At 62.0% G+C, this 21,545-nt stretch carries 18 protein-coding genes; 9 read left to right on the plus strand and 9 right to left on the minus strand.

The genetic code is table 11. The features are described from left to right. Window positions 1-153: 153 nt before the first annotated feature. The 4 genes from MRBLPB4O_RS23345 to MRBLPB4O_RS23360 form a co-directional block, all read right to left on the minus strand. Window positions 154-918, minus strand: coding sequence for an amino acid ABC transporter ATP-binding protein (locus MRBLPB4O_RS23345; protein WP_016498022.1), 765 nt, complete (start codon window positions 916-918; stop codon window positions 154-156). Window positions 919-928: 10 nt separating this feature from the next. Then, window positions 929-2,026 (minus strand): amino acid ABC transporter permease, encoded by a 1,098-nt coding sequence (locus MRBLPB4O_RS23350; protein ID WP_341796725.1) that lies wholly within the window; start codon window positions 2,024-2,026, stop codon window positions 929-931. Window positions 2,027-2,036: 10 nt separating this feature from the next. After that, entirely contained in the window at window positions 2,037-3,215 is a 1,179-nt protein-coding gene (locus MRBLPB4O_RS23355) for an amino acid ABC transporter permease (protein ID WP_341796726.1), read from the minus strand. Between the two features lie 67 nt (window positions 3,216-3,282). Continuing rightward, the gene (locus MRBLPB4O_RS23360; protein ID WP_043197986.1) at window positions 3,283-4,311 is read right to left on the minus strand and encodes an amino acid ABC transporter substrate-binding protein; all 1,029 of its coding nucleotides are present in this window, start codon (window positions 4,309-4,311) and stop codon (window positions 3,283-3,285) included. Window positions 4,312-4,643: 332 nt separating this feature from the next. On the opposite strand from MRBLPB4O_RS23360, the gene MRBLPB4O_RS23365 reads away from it, so the two are divergent. Further along, window positions 4,644-5,300: an alpha/beta fold hydrolase gene (locus MRBLPB4O_RS23365; protein WP_341796727.1), complete on the plus strand. Its 657-nt coding sequence runs from the start codon at window positions 4,644-4,646 to the stop codon at window positions 5,298-5,300. Window positions 5,301-5,400: 100 nt separating this feature from the next. Continuing rightward, window positions 5,401-6,870, plus strand: a complete 1,470-nt coding sequence (gene rhlB, locus MRBLPB4O_RS23370; protein WP_341796728.1) for an ATP-dependent RNA helicase RhlB — start codon at window positions 5,401-5,403, stop codon at window positions 6,868-6,870. Between the two features lie 138 nt (window positions 6,871-7,008). Here rhlB and moaE read toward each other — a convergent pair whose 3' ends face one another. The 5 genes from moaE to MRBLPB4O_RS23395 form a co-directional block, all read right to left on the minus strand. Continuing rightward, window positions 7,009-7,455: a molybdopterin synthase catalytic subunit MoaE gene (gene moaE / locus MRBLPB4O_RS23375; RefSeq protein ID WP_341796729.1), complete on the minus strand. Its 447-nt coding sequence runs from the start codon at window positions 7,453-7,455 to the stop codon at window positions 7,009-7,011. Between the two features lie 2 nt (window positions 7,456-7,457). Next, entirely contained in the window at window positions 7,458-7,703 is a 246-nt protein-coding gene (locus MRBLPB4O_RS23380) for a MoaD/ThiS family protein (RefSeq protein ID WP_061202735.1), read from the minus strand. Then, window positions 7,703-8,173 carry a cyclic pyranopterin monophosphate synthase MoaC gene (gene moaC, locus MRBLPB4O_RS23385; protein WP_016498014.1) on the minus strand — a complete coding sequence of 157 codons (471 nt, stop codon included), beginning with the start codon at window positions 8,171-8,173 and terminating at the stop codon, window positions 7,703-7,705. Before moaC ends, MRBLPB4O_RS23380 begins: the two co-directional genes overlap by 1 nt. Before the next feature lie 210 nt (window positions 8,174-8,383). Beyond that, window positions 8,384-9,778, minus strand: a complete 1,395-nt coding sequence (locus MRBLPB4O_RS23390) for a PhoH family protein (RefSeq protein ID WP_016498013.1) — start codon at window positions 9,776-9,778, stop codon at window positions 8,384-8,386. A gap of 271 nt (window positions 9,779-10,049) precedes the next feature. After that, a complete protein-coding gene (locus MRBLPB4O_RS23395; protein WP_341796730.1) occupies window positions 10,050-11,186 on the minus strand; it encodes a polysaccharide deacetylase family protein in 1,137 nt (378 codons plus the stop codon). A gap of 137 nt (window positions 11,187-11,323) precedes the next feature. On the opposite strand from MRBLPB4O_RS23395, the gene yaaA reads away from it, so the two are divergent. The 7 genes from yaaA to algG all read left to right on the plus strand — a co-directional run bounded on the left by yaaA (window position 11,324) and on the right by algG (window position 21,540). Next, a complete protein-coding gene (gene yaaA, locus MRBLPB4O_RS23400; RefSeq protein WP_341796731.1) occupies window positions 11,324-12,103 on the plus strand; it encodes a peroxide stress protein YaaA in 780 nt (259 codons plus the stop codon). Window positions 12,104-12,966: 863 nt separating this feature from the next. Beyond that, a complete protein-coding gene (locus MRBLPB4O_RS23405) occupies window positions 12,967-14,283 on the plus strand; it encodes a UDP-glucose/GDP-mannose dehydrogenase family protein (RefSeq protein ID WP_016498010.1) in 1,317 nt (438 codons plus the stop codon). A 74-nt stretch (window positions 14,284-14,357) separates the two neighbouring features. Beyond that, window positions 14,358-15,839 (plus strand): glycosyltransferase family 2 protein, encoded by a 1,482-nt coding sequence (locus MRBLPB4O_RS23410; protein WP_016498009.1) that lies wholly within the window; start codon window positions 14,358-14,360, stop codon window positions 15,837-15,839. A gap of 37 nt (window positions 15,840-15,876) precedes the next feature. Beyond that, window positions 15,877-17,043 carry an alginate biosynthesis protein Alg44 gene (locus MRBLPB4O_RS23415; protein WP_341796732.1) on the plus strand — a complete coding sequence of 389 codons (1,167 nt, stop codon included), beginning with the start codon at window positions 15,877-15,879 and terminating at the stop codon, window positions 17,041-17,043. A gap of 12 nt (window positions 17,044-17,055) precedes the next feature. After that, complete coding sequence (gene algK / locus MRBLPB4O_RS23420) at window positions 17,056-18,483, plus strand: alginate biosynthesis TPR repeat lipoprotein AlgK (protein ID WP_341796733.1); 1,428 nt, start codon at window positions 17,056-17,058, stop codon at window positions 18,481-18,483. Continuing rightward, entirely contained in the window at window positions 18,480-19,958 is a 1,479-nt protein-coding gene (locus MRBLPB4O_RS23425; protein WP_341796734.1) for an alginate export family protein, read from the plus strand. Before algK ends, MRBLPB4O_RS23425 begins: the two co-directional genes overlap by 4 nt. A 22-nt stretch (window positions 19,959-19,980) precedes the next feature. Further along, a complete protein-coding gene (gene algG / locus MRBLPB4O_RS23430; RefSeq protein WP_016498005.1) occupies window positions 19,981-21,540 on the plus strand; it encodes a mannuronan 5-epimerase AlgG in 1,560 nt (519 codons plus the stop codon). Window positions 21,541-21,545 lie beyond the last annotated feature (5 nt).

Genomic DNA, 21,545 nt, shown 5'->3' on the forward strand with positions numbered 1-21,545 from the left:
AAGCGGCCTTGTGCCGCGAAAGGGCCGCATGGCGGCCCCAGCCATATCAGCGGCGAAGCTGAAACCCTGGGGCCGCTGCGCGGCCCTTTCGCGGCACAAGGCCGCTCCTACAGGGATCGCGACAGCCCCCTCAATAGTGCAGCACCAGTTGCCTCAATGCAGGATCTGGCTCAGGAACAACCTGGTCCGGTCACTGCGCGGCCGGTCGAAGAAGTCATCCGGCGCCGCCTGCTCCACGATCTCCCCCTTGTCCATGAAGATCACCCGGTTCGCCACGGTGCGGGCAAAGCCCATCTCGTGGGTCACGCAGAGCATGGTCATGCCGTCTTCGGCCAGGCCCACCATGGTATCGAGCACTTCCTTGACCATTTCCGGGTCCAGCGCCGAGGTCGGCTCGTCGAACAGCATGATCTTCGGCTTCATGCACAGCGCACGGGCAATGGCCACACGCTGCTGCTGGCCACCCGACAACTGCCCCGGGTACTTGTGTGCCTGCTCGGGAATACGCACACGCTCCAGATAATGCATGGCAATTTCCTCGGCCTTGCGCCGCGGCATCTTGCGCACCCACATGGGCGCCAGGGTGCAGTTTTCCAGAATGCTCAGGTGCGGGAACAGGTTGAAGTGCTGGAACACCATGCCCACTTCGCGGCGGATGGCCTCGATCTGCTTGAGGTCGTTGGTCAGCTCGACGCCATCGACCACGATACGCCCCTGCTGGTGCTCTTCCAGGCGGTTGAGGCAACGGATGGTGGTGGACTTGCCCGAGCCGGACGGCCCGCACAGCACGATGCGCTCGCCCTGGCGCACGTTCAGGTTGATGTCCTTGAGCACATGGAACTGGCCGTACCACTTGTTCACACCCTGCATCTGGATGATGCCTTCGGGGCCGGCAGGCTGCTTGATCGCTTCACTCATTTCGAAACTCCTAACGCTTGTGGCCAGTGTCCAGCTTGCGCTCCAGGTGCATGGAGTAGCGGGACATACCGAAACAGAAAATCCAGAACACCAGGGCGGCGAACACATAGCCCTCGGTAGCCATGCCCAGCCAGGCCGGGTCGGCGGCAGCTTGCTTGACGCTGTTCAGCAGGTCGAACAGGCCGATGATGATCACCAGGCTGGTGTCCTTGAACAAGGCAATGAAGGTGTTGACGATGCCGGGGATCACCAGCTTGAGCGCCTGCGGCAGAATCACCAGGCCCATCGAGCGCCAGTAGCCCAGGCCCATGGCCGCAGCGGCTTCGTACTGGCCCTTGGGGATGGCCTGCAGACCGCCGCGCACCACCTCGGCGATATACGCCGACTGGAACAGGATCACGCCGATCATTGCCCGCAGCAGCTTGTCGAAGCTCATGCCTTCGGGCAGGAACAACGGCAGCATCACCGACGACATGAACAGCACGGTAATCAACGGCACGCCGCGCCAGAACTCGATGAAGGTCACGCACACCACCTTCACGGCCGGCATCCTCGAACGCCGGCCCAGGGCCAGCAGGATGCCCAGCGGCAAGGCGCCGACAATACCCACGGTGGCGATCACCAGGGTCAGCATCAACCCGCCCCACTGGCTTGTCGGTACGCTTTCCAGGCCCAGGTACCCACCGTGCAGCAGGGTGTAGGCCAGTATCGGGTACAGCACCAGGAAGCCCAGGCCGTAGAAGGCCTTGCGCGGGAAGCGCTTGATGAACAGCGGCGCAGCGCCGATGACGGCAAGCCACACCGTCAGGTCCACCCGCCAGCGCAGCTCGGCCGGGTAGTAGCCGTACATGAACTGGCCAAAGCGCTGCTGCACGAACACCCAGCAGGCGCCCTCCTTGGTGCAGTCGGCGCGGGTGGTGCCGACCCAGTTGGCGTCGATCAACGCCCACTGCAGCAGCGGTGGCACGATCAGCCATACCAGGTAGATGGCGAGCAGGGTCAACAGCGTGTTGTGCCAGCTGGAGAACAGATTGGCACGCATCCATGCGAGCACGCCGACGGTTTTCACCGGTGGCGGCATATCGGGTTTGAAAACATGGGCATTCACGGACGTATCCTCACCGCTCGATCAGCGCTATGCGCTTGTTGTACCAGTTCATCAGCAGCGAAATGCTGATGCTGATGGCGAGATAGACACTCATGGTGATCGCAATCACCTCAATGGCCTGGCCGGTCTGATTGAGCACGGTGCCGGCGAACAGCGAGACCATCTCCGGGTAACCGATACCGGCCGCCAGCGAGGAGTTCTTCGCCAGGTTCAGGTACTGGCTGGTCAGCGGCGGAATGATCACCCGCAGTGCCTGGGGAATGATCACCTTGCGCAGGGTCGGCCCCTCGCGCAGGCCCAGCGAGCGCGCGGCTTCGGTCTGACCATGGCTGACCGAACGGATGCCGGAACGCACGATTTCAGCAATGAAGGCTGCCGTATAGATAGTCAGCGCCAAGGTCAGCGCCAGCAGCTCAGGGATCAGCACCCAGCCACCGACGAAGTTGAAGCCCTTGAGCTGCGGCACTTCCCAGCTGACCGGGCTGCCGAACAACAGCACGCTCAGGCCCGGGATGACCAGCAGCAGCGCCAGCCCCACCCAGAACTTGTGGAACGGCACGCCAGTCTCGTCGAAGCGCTTGTTGGCCAGGCGCACCATCACGACAATGGCGGCAATTGCCACCACCAGGGCAATGATGAATGGCCAGAAGCCATCAGCCATGGATGCGCCAGGCATGTTCAGGCCACGGTTGCTGATGAAGAACATATCGTCGATGTTGATGCTGCCCCGCGGTCCCGGCAGCGTCAGGAACACGGCGAAGTACCAGAACAGGATCTGCAGCAACGGCGGGATGTTGCGGAAGGTTTCCACATACACGGTCGCCAGTTTGTTGATCATCCAGTTGGGTGACAGGCGAGCCACACCGATGATGAAGCCCAGAATGGTCGCCAGGATGACGCCGATGAAGGTCACCAGCAGGGTATTGAGCAGGCCGATGACGAACACCCGCGCATAGCTGTCGGATTCCACATAGGGGATCAGGTGCTGGGCGATGCCGAAGCCTGCACTGCGGTCGAGGAAATCGAAGCCCGAGGTGATACCCCGGTGTTGCAGGTTGGTTTGTGTGTTGTGGAACAGGTACCAGCCCAGGCCGACCACGAAGACGATCGTGAGGATCTGGAACAGCCACGCGCGCACACGCGGATCGTTAAGGGACAAGCCCTTGGGTGCGCCGATTTGATTTTGCATGAAGTGCCCCGGACAGTAGGGATTCGAACAGCCTGCGGCGGCGGGATGCCGCCGCAGGATGCAACCATCAGCGCACAGGTGGCGCGTACTGGATGCCGCCGTTGTTCCACAGGGCGTTCATGCCACGGTCGATCTTCAGGTCGGTGCTCTGGCCCAGGTTCTTCTCGAACACTTCGCCGTAGTTGCCGACTTGCTTGACGATCTGAACTACCCAGTCTTTGGGCAGCTTGAGGTCCTTGCCGTACTCACCATCCGCACCCAGCAGGCGGGCGACGTCAGGGTTTTTGGTGCCTTTGGCTTCGGCCTCGACATTCTTCGAGGTGACGCCCGCCTCTTCGGCGTTGAGCATGGCGAACAGGGTCCACTTGACGATGCTGAACCACTCCTCGTCGCCTTTACGCACCACCGGGCCCAGCGGCTCCTTGGAGATGGTTTCCGGCAGCACCACGTAGTCGGTCGGCGCTGCCAGCTTGGAACGCTGGGCGAACAGCTGCGACTTGTCCGAGGTCAGCACGTCGCAACGGCCCGACTCCAGCGACTTGGCGCTTTCGTCCGAGGTGTCGAAGGTGATCGGGGTGTACTTGAGGTTATTGGCGCGGAAGAAGTCCGACACGTTCAGCTCGGTGGTGGTACCGGCCTGGATACAGATGGTTGCGCCATCAAGCTCCTTGGCACTGGATACACCCAGCTTCTTGTTGACCAGGAAGCCAACGCCGTCGTAGTAGGTGACACCGGCAAACACCAGGCCCATGCCGGCATCGCGCGAACTGGTCCAGGTGGTGTTGCGCGATAGCACGTCGACCTCGCCCGACTGCAGGGCGGTGAAGCGTTCCTTGGCGTTGAGCTGGCTGAACTTGACCTTGGTCGCGTCGCCGAACACGGCGGCGGCCACGGCGCGACAGACATCGGCGTCGATACCGACGATCTTGCCCTGCGCATCAGGTACCGAGAAGCCCGGAAGACCGTCGCTCACGCCACACTGGACGAAGCCCTTCTTCTTTACCGCATCGAGGGTGGCGCCGGCCTGGGCAGTGCTCACGGCGCCCAGTGCGGCGGCAGCGGTCAGGACTGCCAGGGTGGTTTTCAACATCTTCATTCACAACCTCCAAATCGCTCTTGTTGTATCGAGCCGGAATTGCACCGCACCCTTTTGAGGCGTATCCGACCCGTATTGGCTTGTTATTGGGTCAATTGGCGCAATGGACTGTTCTGTGACAGCCTTCGCGTACAAAGGGTGTTACCGTCTCGGCCTGCCCTTTGCATCACAGATTGAATTGCAAAGCGCGTACCAGATTCTGTGGCTGTAGCGTTTAAGCGCTCGTCAAGTAGGGAAAGTTGTATCGTTGCGACATTCTTTTTCCGACAATCATTTCCAGCGCCTTCTTTTCACGCACGCCATAACAAGACCCGCACACTTTCGGAGCAGTCATGACCAACCCGCTGATTCTCGAACCACAGAAAACCGCTGACGCCTGTGTGATCTGGTTGCACGGTCTGGGGGCCGACCGTTACGACTTCCTACCTGTGGCCGAATTCATGCAGGAGCGTCTGCTCGGCACCCGCTTCATCATGCCCCAGGCCCCGACCCGTCCAGTTACCATAAATGGCGGGTATGCCATGCCCAGCTGGTATGACATCAAGGCCATGACCCCGGCCCGCGCCATTGACGAAGCGCAGCTGGAAGCGTCGGCCGAGCAAGTGGTTGCCCTGATCAAGGCTGAGCAGGCCAAAGGCATCAACCTGTCGCGGATCTTCCTGGCCGGCTTCTCCCAGGGTGGCGCGGTGGTGCTGCACACTGCCTATATAAAGTGGCAAGAAGCACTGGGCGGGGTAATTGCCCTGTCCACCTATGCCCCCACCTTCAATGACGCGCACCAGTTGAGTGCCTGTCAGCAGCGCACCCCGGCCCTGTGCCTGCATGGTGTGCATGACCCGGTGGTGATCCCGTCCATGGGCCGCACCGCCTTCGAGTACCTGAACACCTGGGGCGTCGCCGCCCGCTGGTACGAATACCCGATGGAACACGAAGTGGTAGTCGAAGAACTGAACGACATCCACAACTGGCTCAGCGAGCAACTGCAATAGGCTGGCTCTCTTGTAGTTGTGGGAGTATTCCGCTACGCCGCGCCCGGATCTTGCATTACACTGCCCGGCGTACATTCCTTAATCAGTTGATGAGACGATCGTGCTCAAAGCACTCAAGAAAATATTCGGCAAGGGAGACGCCGCGCCACAGGCCGTCGCTCCTGCTGCCAGCGTGACGCCGCCTGCGCCCGCACCCGCCAGAGAGGCCCGGCCCGCAGCAAAACCGGCCGTACCGCATGCCAACACCGCCCCCGAGGCTGAACAAACCGCAACCGCTACCGCTACGCCACCTGCCGACAAAGCGGGCAAGGACAAACCGCGTCGCGAGCGCAAGCCCAAGCCGCAGGCCAGCCTGTGGAAGCCGGAAGACTTCGTGGTCGAGCCGCAGGAAGGCAAGACCCGCTTCCACGACTTCAAACTGTCCAACGAGCTGATGCACGCCATCCACGACCTGGGCTTCCCGTACTGCACGCCGATCCAGGCGCAGGTGCTGGGTTATACCCTGCGTGGCCAGGACGCCATCGGCCGGGCACAGACCGGTACCGGCAAGACTGCGGCGTTTTTGATTTCGATCATTTCCCAGCTGCAGCAGACGCCACCGCCCAAGGAACGCTACATGGGCGAACCGCGTGCGCTGATCATCGCGCCTACCCGCGAGCTGGTGGTGCAGATTGCCAAGGACGCCGCTGCGCTGACCAAGTACACCGGGCTGAACGTCATGAGCTTCGTCGGCGGCATGGACTTCGACAAGCAACTGAAGGCCCTTGAAGCACGCCACTGCGACATCCTCGTAGCTACCCCAGGCCGCCTGCTGGACTTCAACCAGCGCGGCGAGGTGCACCTGGACATGGTCGAGGTGATGGTGCTGGACGAAGCCGACCGCATGCTCGACATGGGCTTTATCCCCCAGGTGCGCCAGATCATTCGCCAGACGCCGCCGAAAAGCGAGCGCCAGACCCTGCTGTTCTCCGCCACCTTCACCGACGACGTGATGAACCTGGCGAAGCAATGGACCACCAACCCGGCCATCGTCGAGATCGAACCGGAAAACGTGGCCAGCGAAACGGTCGAGCAGCACGTGTATGCGGTGGCTGGCAGCGACAAGTACAAGCTGCTGTACAACCTGGTGACCCAGAACAACTGGGAACGGGTGATGGTGTTTGCCAACCGCAAGGACGAAGTGCGGCGCATCGAGGAAAAACTGGTGCGCGACGGCATCAATGCCGCCCAGCTGTCGGGCGACGTGCCGCAGCACAAGCGCATCCGCACCCTGGAAAACTTCCGCGAAGGGCGCATCACCGTGCTGGTGGCCACCGACGTGGCCGGGCGTGGCATCCATATCGATGGTATCAGCCACGTGATCAACTTCACCCTGCCAGAAGACCCGGACGACTACGTGCACCGCATTGGCCGTACCGGCCGGGCGGGGGCCAGTGGCGTGTCGATCAGTTTTGCCGGGGAGGATGACTCGTATCAGTTGCCGGCCATCGAAGAACTGCTGGGGCGCAAGATCAAGTGCGAAATGCCGCCCGATGAACTGCTAAAGCCAGTGCCGCGCAAACACCACTGATGCTGGGGCTGCTTTGCAGCCCAATCGCCGGCAAGCCGGCTCCCACATGTACTGCACAGGCTTCGGCAGCTGCGGATTACCTGTGAGAGCGGGCTTGCCCCGCGAACCGGGGCAAAGCCCCGGCCATCAGACAGAAATCTACCAGCGCCCCGCCGCATCCTGGTCACTCTGCTTGCCTTCAACCCACCGCGGCCCTTCCTCGGTATTCTCCTTCTTCCAGAACGGCGCCCGGGTCTTCAGGTAGTCCATGATGAAGTTGCAGGCATCGAACGCGGCCTGCCGATGGGCACTGGCCACACCGACAAACACGATCGGCTCGCCTGGCTCCAGCGCCCCGATGCGGTGCAGCACCTCCACCTTGAGCAACGGCCAGCGCTGTTCGGCCTCGACCACGATCTTGGCCAGCGCCTTTTCGGTCATGCCCGGGTAGTGTTCAAGGAACATCCCCGCCACTTCGCGGCCATCGTTGAAATCCCGCACATAGCCGACAAAACCAACCACCGCGCCCACGCCAACATTGGCCGCATGCATGGAATTAACCTCGGCGCCCGGGTCGAACGCGCCTTGCTGCACTCGCACTGCCATGTTCAGCCTCCGGTCACCGGCGGGAAGAACGCCACTTCATCACCCTCTTCCAGTGGCTCATCAAGCTTGCACAGCTCTTCGTTGCGCGCGCACATCAGGTTCTGCTCAGCCAGCACCGCATAGTGCCCACCCTTGCCCACCAGGGCCTGGCGCACATCGTCCAGCACCTTGAACGCGCCTTCTACACGCTCGCCATCCACACCCAGCAGTTCGCGGTAGCGGGCGAAGTACATCACCTTGACCTTCATCATGCCTGCACCTTGTAGTGGCCACTCTTGCCGCCGAGCTTTTCCAGCAGGCGCACCTGTTCGATGACCATGCCCTTGTCCACAGCCTTGCACATGTCGTAGATCGTCAGCGCGGCAACGCTGGCAGCGGTCAGTGCTTCCATCTCCACGCCGGTCTGCCCAGCCAGCTTGCAACGGGCGACAATACGCACGGCGTCCTCGCCCTCGGCGCTGAGCTCGACCTTGACGCTGGTCAGCATCAGCGGGTGGCACAGCGGGATCAGGTCGCTGGTCTTCTTCGCCGCCTGGATCCCGGCAATGCGTGCCACGGCGAACACGTCGCCCTTGGGATGTTCGCCGTCGACGATCATCTGCAGGGTCTGCGGCAACATGCGCACCCGCGCCTCGGCGATGGCCTCACGCTCGGTCACGGCCTTTTCAGTGACGTCGACCATGTTGGCCCGCCCCTGGGAATCAAGATGTGTCAGCACTGCTCTGCTCCTGTGAAGGGAACAGCCAGTGTAAACCTGTGGGTCAGGTTTGAGCAGAGGTATGAGGCATGCACATCACCTGCAGGAGCAGCCTTGTGCTGCGAAAGGGCCGGCATGACTGGAAAATAGCTATGCCTGTAATGGCCTCTTCGCAGCACAAGGCTGCTCCTACAAGGGAAGGCCGGGCGGCGAACCGCCCGGCGGTGAAGGTTACAGATGCGACTCGGCGTACTCGGCCAGCACCGAGCGTGGCACGCCCTGCAGGGTGATGTGCACGCCATGGGGGAAGTCCTTGAAGCGCTCGGTCAGGTAGGTCAGGCCCGAGCTGGTCGCGGACAGGTAGGGGGTGTCGATCTGCGCCAGGTTGCCCAGGCAGACCACCTTGGAACCGGAGCCGGCACGGGTGATGATGGTTTTCATCTGGTGCGGCGTCAGGTTCTGGCACTCGTCGATCAGGATCAGGCTTTGCTGGAAACTACGGCCTCGGATGTAGTTCAGCGACTTGAACTGCAACGGCACGCGCTCAAGGATGTACTCGACGCTGCCATGGGTGCTTTCGTCATCCATGTGCAAGGCTTCGAGGTTGTCGGTGATGGCGCCCAGCCAAGGCTCCATCTTCTCGGCCTCGGTGCCCGGCAGGAAGCCGATTTCCTGGTCCAGCCCCTGCACGCTGCGGGTGGCGATGATGCGCCGGTAGCGCTTGCTGACCATGGTCTGCTCGATGGCCGCGGCCAGGGCCAGGATGGTCTTGCCGGAACCGGCCGCGCCAGTCAGGTTGACCAGGTGGATATCCGGATCGAGCAACGCGAACAGCGCCAGGCTCTGGTGGATATCGCGTGGCTTCAGCCCCCAGGCCTCCTGGTGCAGCAACGGTTCCTGGTGCAGGTCGAGCAGCAGCAGTTCATCGTTGCGGATACCCTTGATCCAGCCGACGAAGCCCTGTTCGTCGATGATGAACTCGTTGATGTGAACCGCAGGCAGGTTGTCGATCATCTGCACCCGATGCCAGGTGCGGCCGCGCTCCTGACGGGTATCAACCTTGCTGACCCGGTCCCAGAACGAGCCGGTGACCGAGTGGTAGCCCTTGGACAGCAAGGACACGTCATCCACCAGCTGGTCGGTGCTGTAGTCCTCGGCCGCAATGCCACAGGCGCGCGCTTTCAAGCGCATGTTGATGTCTTTGGTAACCAGCACCACGTCCAGGTCGGTGCGCCGCGCCCGTACTTCAAGCAGCTGGTTGATGATGATGTTGTCGTTGAGGTTTTCCGGCAGCAGCTTGTTCGGCTCGTTGCGCGGGGTCATCAGGATGGACAGGAAGCCTTTGGGCCCGCTCTTGTTGCGCTGGATCGGCACGCCCTGCTCGACATCGTTGGGCGAGGCGTCGCCCAGGGTCTGGTCGATCAGGCGGATGGCCTGGCGGCATTCGGCGGCGATGGTCTGTTTGCCGGTCTTGAGCTTGTCGAGTTCCTCCAGCACCGTCATCGGGATGGCGACATGGTGCTCCTCGAAGTTCAGTAACGCGTTGGGGTCGTGAATCAGGACGTTGGTATCGAGCACATACAGGATTGGCTTGCTGGAGGAAGGGTTGCGTCCTTGGTCATCCATACTCGGTCACCTTATGTCGAAGCCACACGGCGCGGTCTGTTGCGCCGCAGAGTGACTACCGGTCTCCCCTGCACCGCGTTGTTACGGGCGGGAAGCGAACCTGGCTAGGTGGGCCTGGATGACGCCACCTGTGCTGCAGGAATCGGCTGTCTGGTTTCTTCATACCGCAAAACCGATGAACGAAAAAAGTATTTTTATGTGTTTTGAAGTTTATTTTTCTGATTGATGAAGAAGCCTTGGCGGCGAAGCCAGAGGGGACTACGCTCAGAAGTCATACCCCCTCTTCGCGATAAGCATAATCCCGGCAATCCGCCCAGCCAATGCCGCTCTGGGCGGTGTTGCGCAGCAACCACTCCACCGCTGGCTGCGCCTTGGGCAGGCTGTCATGGAGCTGGATCACGCCCTTGCGCCACAGCAGCATCAGGGTCAGCACCCGCTGCGCAGAGGCCTCTGCGCTCAGTGCGCCATCGTCCAGGGCATCGATATCCCACAACGATACCCGCAGCTGCTGGCTGGCCATGAACGCCTCGCCATCGGCACGACGCTGCCCGTAGGGTGGCCGGAACAACGGCACATACTCTGCCGGCAGGTCGGCCTGCACCCGTGCCTGGCTGCGCCGCAACGAGTCCTGCCAGTCCGTCCACTGGGCATGGGAACGGTATTCCCAACCCTGAATGCCCACACACTGGCCGCGGTAGACCTGGCGCAAGGCATTTGCCGCCCCGGCGTCACGGCGTTGCTGTAAGCGGTTCCCCAACACGAAGAATGTGCCTTCAAGCTTCTGCCGGCGCAGGTAGTCGGCAAGCAGATCGGTGTTGCCACCCTCTGGCCCGGGGCCGCCGACGAAGGTCAGCAGGAACATACGGTCGTTCAATTCATCACCATTGCGCTCCCGCGCAGAAAGCCGCTCCACCTCACTGGTAGTCTGCGGCAGCAAGGCAGCCTTGCGCAGTTGTTCGTCCAGGTAACGCACATGGAACTGGTGGCTCGGCTCGATCCAGTTTGTATAGAACGTGCCGACATCGGCAGCGAACGTCGCGGCTTGCGTGCGCAGATCCGCCATTGATGTCACCGGGTAGCAGAATGAGGCATCCTGCTCGCAGCTGCGCTGCGCCTGTTCATACCCTTGCCACAGCCGCTGCCACATGCGCGCACGCACAAGGCGTACCTTCTGCAGGTTGATCTGCCGTAACCCAAGCCGCGCCGCCAGCGCTGCGTCGTCTAGCAACTCGCTTTCGTGCAGTACCTGAGCAAACGACAGGATCTCTGCCCGCGAGGCTACATCGAACAACGCCGGGCTGTTCAGTTGCTCGGGCCACAGGCTGCGGTCCAGGCTCACCTGGGGTAAAGGGGCGGCTTGCACGGCCAGGCTCAGCAGAGCGGCCAGCAAGGCAAAGGCAATGCGCACGGTGGAAGGCTCCGTAACGGCAAAACGCGAACTATAGCGCCTGCACCGGCCATGGTCTGTGACTATCGTCGCCATAGTTTGGACTTGCACCGCCCAGCCCGTAGAATCTGTGGCCAACGATGCCAGGAGCCGACCCGATGCTGACGGTGATTTCCCCCGCCAAGACCCTCGACTACGACACCAAGCCTGTAACCGAGCGTTTCACCCTGCCCGAGTACCTGGACGACTCCCAGGAACTGATCCAGCAACTGCGCGAACTGTCGCCGGCGCAGATCAGCGAACTGATGCACCTGTCCGACAAGCTCGCAGGCCTGAACGCCGCCCGCTTCGGCAGCTGGACTCCGGACTTTACCCCGGCCAATGCCAAGCAGGCCCTGCTGGCGTTCAAGGGTGACGTGTACACCGGCCTCGACGCAGAGAGCCTGGGCGAGGACGACTTCAGTTACGCGCAAGACCACCTGCGCATGCTTTCGGGCCTGTACGGCCTGCTGCGCCCGCTCGACCTGATGCAGCCCTACCGCCTGGAAATGGGCACCAAGCTGGCCAACGCCCGCGGCAAGGACCTGTATGCCTTCTGGGGTACACGCATTAGCGAATGGCTGAACCAGGCCCTGGCCGAACAAGGCGATGACGTGCTGCTGAACCTGGCCAGCAACGAGTACTTCAGTGCAGTGAAACGCAGCGCGCTGAAGGCCCGGGTGATCAATGTCGACTTCAAGGACCTGAAGAACGGCCAGTACAAGATCATCAGCTTCTACGCCAAGAAAGCCCGCGGCATGATGAGCCGCTTCGTCATCCAGCAGCGCATCAGCGACCCGGAACAGCTCAAGCAGTTCGACGTGCAGGGGTACTACTACAGTGCCGAGCAGTCCAAGCCGGACCATCTGGTGTTTTTGCGGGATCATCCCTCGGACTGACCCTGTGACGCCCTCTTCGCGGCTAAAGCCGCTCCCACAGGATGCGCGATGAGCTACCGGCCAGCGCCACACCTGTGGAAGCTTCTTTAACTGCGAAGAGCCTGCTGCCATGAAACGTCCCCCCCGCCCTGCAATGGGGCTCGCTGCAAATCGCCACCATGTCACTATTTCGGCGCCAAAAAACCACCATGCATACATTTATCGCCAAACGCCATAAGACCGTTCATACCTTTTTTGACGAATTCTGAAAATTTTTTTCGGATGCTGGCATAAAAATATCTCGTAACAGTTTCACCCTTGATACACGGGGGTGAAACACCCGTGTGCTATCAATTTGAAACTGCCCATAACTGAATAAATATTTAGAAATCTTTCATTCGGGCGAAACCCGCTCAGGAACTTCTCCTGCGGGAGATCGCTCATAGTGCCGTAACGATTTTCCTGCCTACGGGCTGTGAGAGATGACTTACAGATGACAACGGCAGGTATCTACTACCCGCCCTGGTAACTTCGACAGGTAGCACGGGATCCCCCGAGAACCTTGTCCCATGCAGGAGAAGCGTCCCTTACACATCGTCCTAGTGGTTGATTTCAAAGGATTTATCCACTTGAAAAAACAAGCACAGCAACGCGCCAAGTAGCGCATTGCAATAAAGACGGCTGCATTTCAGGGCACGTTTTTTAATTAATGGCTTTTTACTGCCAACTTTGAGTGCATAACTTTTTGCGCTCCGGATTTATTTTGCCTGCGCTCGGCGAAGTGTGCATTCGCCATGGACCCGTGCGCCCGAAAACTGATGTTAATCAATCCAGCCCGGCTCTCTGCGGAGGCGTCGGCGTGATAAACACATGAGGTGATAGCGATGCGTATCAGCATCTTTGGTTTGGGTTATGTAGGTGCAGTCTGTGCAGGCTGCCTGACGGCGCGTGGCCATGAAGTGATCGGTGTGGACGTGTCCAGCACCAAGATCGACCTGATCAACCAGGGCAAGTCGCCCATCGTCGAACCTGGCCTGGAAGCACTGCTGCAACAGGGCATCGCCAACGGCCGACTGCGTGGCACCACCGACTTCGCTGAAGCCATCCGTGCCAGCGACGTGTCGATGATCTGCGTGGGCACGCCCAGCAAGAAGAACGGCGACCTGGGCCTGGAGTACATCGAGTCGGTATGCCGTGAAATCGGCTACGTACTGCGTGACACCACTCGCCGTCACACCATCGTGGTGCGCAGCACCGTGCTGCCGGGCACCGTCAAGAACGTGGTCATCCCGATCCTCGAAGACTGCTCGGGCAAAAAAGCCGGCGTCGACTTCGGTGTCGCAGTCAACCCGGAATTCCTGCGTGAAAGCACCGCAATCAAGGACTACGACCAGCCACCGATGACCGTCATCGGCGAACTGGACACTGCCAGCGGCGACATCCTGCAAGCCCTGTACGAAGAACTCGACGCACCGGTCATCCGCAAGCCGATCGAAGTGGCCGAGATGATCAAGTACACCTGCAACGTGTGGCACGCCACCAAGGTCACCTTCGCCAACGAGATCGGCAACATCGCCAAGGCGGTAGGCGTTGATGGGCGTGAAGTGATGGACGTGGTCTGCCAGGACACGGTGCTGAACCTGTCCCAGTACTACATGCGCCCTGGCTTCGCCTTCGGCGGTTCGTGCCTGCCAAAGGATGTGCGCGCCCTCACCTACCGTGCCGCCAGCCTCGACGTGCGTGCACCGCTGCTCGACTCGCTGATGCGCAGCAACGAATCGCAGGTGCAGAACGCCTTCGAGCTGATTGAAGCCCATGACAAGCGCAAGGTCGCCCTGCTCGGCCTGAGCTTCAAGGCCGGTACCGACGACCTGCGCGAAAGCCCCCTGGTAGAGCTGGCCGAGCGCCTGATCGGCAAGGGCTACCAGCTGGACATCTACGACGAGAACGTCCAGTACGCCCGTGTACACGGCGCCAACAAGGACTACATCGAGTCGAAGATCCCGCACGTGTCGTCGCTGCTCAATGCCGACTTCCAGCAGGTGATCGACAACGCCGACATCATCGTCCTCGGCAACCGTGACGAGCAGTTCCGCGCGCTGGCCCAGCAAGCGCCAGCCGGCAAGCAGGTGATCGACCTGGTCGGCTTCATGAGCAAACCGACCTGCACCACCAGCCGTACCGAAGGCATCTGCTGGTAAGCCCTCGGCCGGGCGGTGCAGGCCTCACAGCCTGCGTCGCCCACCCTTTCCCGAATTCTCGACGGATGCTGAACATGCAAAGGCTCCAGACCGTGCTGTTGCAGTGCGCCGGGTGGCTGCTCTACATGAGCCTGCTCATGCTGATCGCCCTGGCCCTGCCAGCCGATATCTTCGACTCGCAGTCGAAGCACTTCATCTTCCTGGTCGGCGCAGTCGGCATCTGGCGCTATTCCATGGGCGCCACCCATTTCATCCGCGGCATGATCTTCCTCTACGGCGTGTACCCGTACCTGCGCCGCAAGGTGCAGAAAATGGGCGATGCCACCGACCCGTCGCACGTATACCTGATGGTCACCAGCTTCCGTATCGAGGCGTTGACCACCGCCCAGGTGTACAGCTCGGTGATCCGCGAGGCGATCAACTGCGGCTTCCCCACCACCGTGGTCTGCTCGCTGGTGGAAATGTCGGATGAACTGCTGGTGAAGAGCCTGTGGGCCAAGTACAACCCGCCGGCCCACGTGAAGCTGGACATCGTGCGCATTGCCGGTACCGGCAAGCGCGATGGCCTGGCCTACGGCTTCCGCGCCATCTCGCGCATGCTGCCGGACGAGAACGCCGTGGTGGCCGTGATCGACGGCGACACCGTGCTGGCCGATGGCGTGGTCCGCAAGACCGTGCCGTGGTTCAAGCTATTCCCCAACGTTGGCGGCCTGACCACCAACGAGTTCTGCGAAGTACGTGGCGGCTACATCATGAGCGAGTGGCACAAGCTGCGCTTCGCCCAGCGCCACATCAACATGTGCTCTATGGCCCTGTCCAAGCGCGTGCTGACCATGACCGGGCGCATGTCGATGTTCCGCGCAAGCGTAGTGACCAACCCCGAATTCATCGCCGACGTCGAAAGCGACTCGCTGATGCACTGGCGCCTGGGCCGCTTCAAGTTCCTTACCGGTGACGACAAATCCAGCTGGTTCAGCTTGATGCGCCTGGGTTACGACACCTTCTACGTGCCGGACGCCGCCATCAACACGGTCGAGCACCCGCCAGAAAAGAGCTTCTTCAAGGCCAGCCGCAAGCTGATGTACCGCTGGTACGGCAACAACCTGCGGCAGAACTCCCGTGCGCTGGGCCTGGGCCTGGGCCGTCTGGGGCTGTTCACCAGCATCGTGCTGTTCGACCAGCGCGTGTCGATGTGGACCAGCCTGCTGGGGCTGACCGTGGCGGTGATCGCCAGCCTCAAGTTCGGCCTGGCCTTCCTGCTGGTGTACCTGCTGTGGATCGGCATCACCCGCCTGATCCTCACCATCATGCTGCTGTGCTCCGGCCACAACGTAGGCCCGGCCTACCCGCTGATTCTCTATTACAACCAGATCATCGGCGCGCTGATGAAGATCTACGTGTTCTTCCGCCTCGACAAGCAGTCCTGGACGCGTCAGCCCACTGCCCTCAAGCGTGACCTCGCCAGCTTTCAACAATGGTTCAACACCTGGTCCTCGCGGACCATGACCTTCTCGGCTGCCAGCATCTTCGTTGCTGTGCTGTTCATGGTCGTGTGAGCCCAACCCGGATCGGATCTAACAGGAACAAACCACCATGAATACCGCCGTGAACGTCAATGTCGTGCATGAGTCCGAAGCCCAGCGCCAACACGCCCGGGTACGCATTCCCGCCAAGCTGCGTTTCCTGGACGCCCAGCGCCAAACCCACGAAGTTAAGGTCGACGACCTTTCCGCCGGTGGCCTGAGCTTCCACACCAAGCAGCCACTGTCGGTGGGCGATGTGCTGCGCGGGCGCCTGCAGTTCGTGGTCGACAACCTGGGCCTGTCGATCGACATCGAGTTCCAGGTGCGCTCGTACAATCCGGACAATGGCCGTACCGGTGCGCAGTTCCAGAACCTTGAACCACGCGACATCGCCACGCTGCGACACATCATCACCAGCCACCTGTCGGGTGAGCTGATCAGCATCGGCGATGTGCTCAGCACCTTGCAGCGCGACAACTTCACCAAGGCACGCAAGCAGAAGGACGGTGGTTCGGGCCTGAGCGCCTTCGGCCGACTCAAGGCGGTTACCGTCACCCTCGGCGTGTTCGTGGTTGGCGTTGCGGCGTTCGGCTTCGTCGCCAAGTCGCTGTACGGCATGTACTTCGTCAGCCACGCCGAAGCCGGTGTGGTCGCGGTACCGACCACCACTATCACCATGCCGCGCGACGGCACTGTGAGCAGCCTGGTCGAAAGCGGTGGGCAGATCGCCAAGGGCGCACCACTGGCCAGCTTCACCACCAGCATGCTGGACATGCTCAAGGGCAACCTGGACGACGCGCAGCTGGAACCGGCGAAGATCGAGGAACTGTTCGGCAAGCAGCTGTCAGGCACCCTCACCAGCCCCTGCGATTGCGTGGTCGCCCGCCAGCTGGTGGACGATGGCCAGTACGCAGCCAAGGGTCAGGCGATCTTCCAGCTGATCCCGCGCACCACCACGCCGATGGTCGAGGCGCGCTTCAGCTACCGCCAGTTCGACGAGGTCAAGCCAGGTACCCGGGTCAACTTCCAGGTCGCCGGCGAAGACGAAGTGCGCACCGGCCAGATCGTCAGCAGCACCAGCCTCAACAGCGACGACCTGTCCTCCGACATCCGCGTGCAGATCAAGCCTGACAGTGGCATGCCCGCCGAACTCGCCGGCCGCCCGGCAGCGGTCAACAGCGACCGTGGCCCGTCAATGAACTGGCTGATCGACAAAGCCGTGGCCCGTGGGCTGTAAGAGGATCACCGCATGATTCCCTACAAGAAGCGCGCAAACCTGGGCCTGTGTGCCCTGGCTGCGGCCATCACCCTGGCCGGCTGTGCCGGCCTGCCCGACCAGCGCCTGGCCAACGAAGCCCTGAAGCGCGGCGACACAGCATTGGCCGAGCGCAACTACAAGGCCCTGGCCGACCTGGGCTACAGCGAAGCGCAGGTGGGCCTGGCGGACATCAAGGTGGCCACCCGCGACCCGTCGCAAATCAAGGAAGCCGAGGCCACCTACCGCGCCGCGGCCGCCACCTCGCCCCGTGCCCAGGCGCGCCTTGGCCGCCTGCTGGTGGCCAAGCCCGACAGCAACCAGGCCGAACGCGAGGAAGCCGAAACCCTGCTCAAGCAGGCCGCGAAACAGGGCGAAAGCAACACCCTGATTCCGCTGGCCATGCTCTACCTCAGCTACCCGCAAAGCTTCCCCAAGGTCAACGCACAGCAGCAGATCGACCAGTGGCGCGCCGCCGGCAACCCCGAAGCGGGCCTGGCCCAGGTGCTGCTGTACCGCACCCAGGGCACCTACGATCAGCACTTGGGCGACGTGGAAAAGATCTGCAAGGCCGCGCTGAGCACCACCGACATCTGCTACGTCGAACTGGCCACCGTTTACCAGAAACGTGGCCAGGCCGACCAGCAAGCCGCCCTGCTCGGCCAGCTGAAATCCGCCTACGCCCGTGGCGCCGTACCGGCCACCCGGGTCGACAGCGTTGCCCGGGTACTGGCCGACCGCAGCCTGGGCCAGACCGACGAGAAAACCGCCAAGGAACTGCTCGAACAGGTAGCCCCGGCCAACCCGGCATCCTGGGTCAGCCTGGCGCAACTGTTGTACGACTTCCCCGAACTGGGCGACACCGACCAGTTGCTGGCTTACATCGACAAGGGCCGCGAGGCCGAACAGCCACGCGCCGAACTGTTGCTGGGCCGCCTGTACTACGAAGGCAAGACCCTGCCGGCCGACGCCAAAAAAGCCGAGCAGCACCTGCAAGCCGCCGCCGACGCCGGTGAAATCAGCGCCCATTACTACCTGGGCCAGCTGTACCGCCGCGGCTACCTGGGCAATGTCGAGCCGCAGAAGGCCGTCGACAACCTGCTGGCCGCCGCGCGTGGCGGGCAGAACAGCGCCGACTATGCGCTGGCCCAGTTGTTCAGCGAAGGCCACGGTATTCGGCCGCAACCTGGCAATGCCTGGGTGTTCGCGCAGTTGTCCCAGGCCAACCCGACGCCGCAATCGACAGAAATGCTCCAGCAGCTCGACCAGCAACTGACCCCTGACCAGCGCAGCCAGGCCCAGCAACTGCTGGCGCAAGAGAAACAGGCGCGCGGCAGCATGGCGCAGGGGGCCAACAGCACCCTGGCCATCGAAGCCCTGCAAGACGACGAAAAAGAAGTAGACGGTGAGGACTCGCTATGACGCTTAATCCCTTCGTGAAAGCTGGCATCGGCCTGAGCTTCGCCCTGCTGTGGTCCTGCCCGACCCTGGCGGAAATGACCGCCGAGAAAAACTTCGGCCTGGATGTGAAAATCACCGGCCAGTCGGAGGACGACCGTGACCTGGGCACCCGCCCTGGCGGCGACGTCAACGGCCTGGGCCTGGACCTGCGCCCCTGGGTGTACGGCGAGCGCGGTAACTGGAGTGCCTATGCAATGGGCCAGGCAGTCGCCGCCACCGATACCATCGAAACCGACACCCTGCGCCAGAACGACGACGGCACCAGCACCGAAACCGGTGACGACAGCCGCCAACCTGACAAGAACTACCTGGCCATGCGCGAGTTCTGGGTCGGCTACAGCGGCCTCACCGCCTACCCAGGCGAGCAACTGCGCCTGGGTCGCCAACGCCTGCGCAGCGACGATGGCATGTGGCGCGACACCAACATCGAAGCGCTGAACTGGACCTTCGACACCACCCTGCTCAAGGCCGACCTGGGGGTGGCCCAGCGCTTCAGCGAGTACCGCACCGACCTCACCGAACTGGCCCCGGAAGACAAGGACCGCACGCACATCTATGGCAACGTAGCCACGCAGTGGACCCCCGGCCACTGGGTAGGCGTACGCGCCCACCACACCCATGACAGCGGCAGCCTGAAGAACCAGGGCGAAACCGTCGATGCGCTGGACAAGACCCGTACCGGTGACCTGACCTGGCTGGGCCTTGAGGCCAACAGTGACGCCTACAACTGGCGCAACGACCACACCGTCAACTACTGGGGCAGCGTCACCTGGCTGACCGGTGACCGCGACACCCTCAGCAGCCAGGCCGTAGGCAACGAGCAGGTTGCCACCGGCAAGCAAAGCGGCGACGTGAATGCCTGGGCCACCGACCTCGGCATCCGCCTGCGCCTGGACCCGCAATGGCAGGTCGGTGCGGCCTACGCCCGTGGCAGCGGCGGCGGTGGCGACGACGGCTCGAACAACTTCGAGCAGACCGGCCTTGAAAGCAACCGCTCCAACTTCACCGGCACCCGCTCGCGCGTGCACCGCTTCGGCGAAGCCTTCCGCGGCGAGCTGGGCAACCTGCAGGCGGCCACCCTGTTCGCCTCGTGGCAGCTGCGCGACGACTACGACGCCAGCCTGATCTACCACAAGTTCTGGCGTGTCGACGGCAACCAGAACATCGGCTCCAGCGGCATCAACGCGGTGGTCAACGACAACGGCGTGAACCGCCCGCTGGTCGATGGCGAAAAAGACCTTGGCCAAGAGATGGACGTAGTCGTGACCAAGTACTTCAAGCAAGGCCTGCTGCCAGCCTCCATGAGCCAGGCCATCGACGAACCGTCCGCCCTGGTGCGCTTGCGTGCCGGTGTGTTCAAGCCGGGCGACGCCTACGGCAAGGAAGCGGACTCGTACATGCACCGCGCCTTCGTCGATGTGATCTGGCGCTTCTGAGGCCGGTAGGGGACTGACCGTTATGAACCTTCACCCGCACTTACGTCACAGCCTGTTGGCCAGCGCCTTGCTGCTGGCCAGCGGCCTGGTCGCTGCCGCAGAACCTAAGGTGATCGCCAAGGAGCTGCAGCAGGCCAAGACCTACACCGTGGCCAGCGCACCGATCGAGCCGCTGCAGATGGACCCGCCAAAGCTGCCCGACCTGACCGGCTTCACCGCCGAAGCGGTGCAGAAGAAAATCGACCGCCGCCACAAAGGCAAGGTCAGCCTGCGCCGCATGTTCCAGGAGGACACCCTCAAGGAGTTCGTCGGCGGCGACAACAAGGCAGCCGAGTGGGTGCAGCGCCAGCACGGCATCCCGCAGGCGATCTTCGTCGATGACGGCCATATCGACCTGGTCGAGCTGAGCAAGAAGGTGCCCAAGCAATACCTCAGCGAGGTCGAGCCAGGGGTTTACCTGGCACGTCTGCCGATCGTGGTCGGGCAAAAGGGCATCCTTGAGATCGACGGCAAGGTCAAGCAGCTGCGCCTGTCCCAGGAGGGCGGTTCGTTCCTGGTCAATGACGGCAAGCTGTTCGTCACCGACACCCAGGTGACCGGCTGGCGGGAAAAGGACAACGGCCCGGCGACCTTCCGCTCACCCAAGGAATTCCGCCCGTTCCTGTTGTCGTGGGGCGGTACCGAGACCTACATCGTCAACACGAAGATGGCCAGCTTCGGCTATGCCAAGTCCAAGTCGTATGGCGTGAGCATTTCGCAGTACACGCCGAACATGGCCAAGCGCATGGGCCGCCCGGAACCTACCGGCTGGATCATCGGCTCGGAGTTCAGCGACATGTGGTACGGCTTCTACTGCTACGAGACGCAGGACTTCGTGGTCAAGGACAGCACCTACCGCGACAACATCGTCTACGGCATCGACCCGCACGACCGTTCGCACCGCCTGATCATCGCCGGCAACACCGTGTACGGCACCAAGAAGAAGCACGGCATCATCGTTTCGCGTGAGGTGAACGACAGCTGGATCATCAACAACAAGAGCTACGACAACAAGCTCTCGGGCGTGGTGATCGACCGTAACAGCGTCAACAACCTGATCGCCTACAACCAGATCTACCGCAACCACACCGACGGCATCACCCTGTACGAAAGCGGCGACAACCTGATCTGGGGCAACAAGCTGATCAACAATCGCCGCCACGGCATCCGCGTGCGCAACAGCGTGAACATTCGCCTGTACGAAAACGTCGCCATGGCCAACGGCCTGGTGGGCGTGTACGGACACATCAAGGACTTGTCCGACACCGACCGCGACATCGCCCTTGACCCGTTCGACACCAAGGTGTCGCTGATCGTGGTGGGTGGCGAGCTGGCGGCCAATGGCTCCGGCCCACTGTCGATCGACTCGCCGCTGTCGGTCGAGCTGTACAAGGTGTCGATGCTCGCCCCGCGCAAGGCCAGCGGCATCAGCCTCAACGGCATCCTCGGCGAGCGCCAGGACGAAATCCTCGACCTGCTGGTGCGCCAGCAAAAGGCTGTGCTGATCGACCCGGTCGAACGCCAGACCGAAATGATCGATTAAGGAAG

The sequence above is a fragment of the Pseudomonas sp. LPB4.O genome (assembly GCF_038383825.1).
In the GTDB taxonomy this organism is placed as follows: domain Bacteria; phylum Pseudomonadota; class Gammaproteobacteria; order Pseudomonadales; family Pseudomonadaceae; genus Aquipseudomonas; species Aquipseudomonas putida.

Coding starts and splice junctions, on each gene's coding strand:
- MRBLPB4O_RS23425 (WP_341796734.1), top strand. CDS start 18,480: ATGACGCTTAATCCCTTCGTGAAAGCTGGCATCGGCCTGAGCTTCGCC.
- MRBLPB4O_RS23365 (WP_341796727.1), top strand. CDS start 4,644: ATGACCAACCCGCTGATTCTCGAACCACAGAAAACCGCTGACGCCTGT.
- MRBLPB4O_RS23345 (WP_016498022.1), bottom strand. CDS start 918: ATGAGTGAAGCGATCAAGCAGCCTGCCGGCCCCGAAGGCATCATCCAG.
- MRBLPB4O_RS23355 (WP_341796726.1), bottom strand. CDS start 3,215: ATGCAAAATCAAATCGGCGCACCCAAGGGCTTGTCCCTTAACGATCCG.
- MRBLPB4O_RS23405 (WP_016498010.1), top strand. CDS start 12,967: ATGCGTATCAGCATCTTTGGTTTGGGTTATGTAGGTGCAGTCTGTGCA.
- MRBLPB4O_RS23380 (WP_061202735.1), bottom strand. CDS start 7,703: ATGAAGGTCAAGGTGATGTACTTCGCCCGCTACCGCGAACTGCTGGGT.
- yaaA (WP_341796731.1), top strand. CDS start 11,324: ATGCTGACGGTGATTTCCCCCGCCAAGACCCTCGACTACGACACCAAG.
- algK (WP_341796733.1), top strand. CDS start 17,056: ATGATTCCCTACAAGAAGCGCGCAAACCTGGGCCTGTGTGCCCTGGCT.
- moaE (WP_341796729.1), bottom strand. CDS start 7,455: ATGGCAGTGCGAGTGCAGCAAGGCGCGTTCGACCCGGGCGCCGAGGTT.
- algG (WP_016498005.1), top strand. CDS start 19,981: ATGAACCTTCACCCGCACTTACGTCACAGCCTGTTGGCCAGCGCCTTG.
- MRBLPB4O_RS23415 (WP_341796732.1), top strand. CDS start 15,877: ATGAATACCGCCGTGAACGTCAATGTCGTGCATGAGTCCGAAGCCCAG.
- MRBLPB4O_RS23410 (WP_016498009.1), top strand. CDS start 14,358: ATGCAAAGGCTCCAGACCGTGCTGTTGCAGTGCGCCGGGTGGCTGCTC.
- MRBLPB4O_RS23360 (WP_043197986.1), bottom strand. CDS start 4,311: ATGAAGATGTTGAAAACCACCCTGGCAGTCCTGACCGCTGCCGCCGCA.
- MRBLPB4O_RS23390 (WP_016498013.1), bottom strand. CDS start 9,778: ATGGATGACCAAGGACGCAACCCTTCCTCCAGCAAGCCAATCCTGTAT.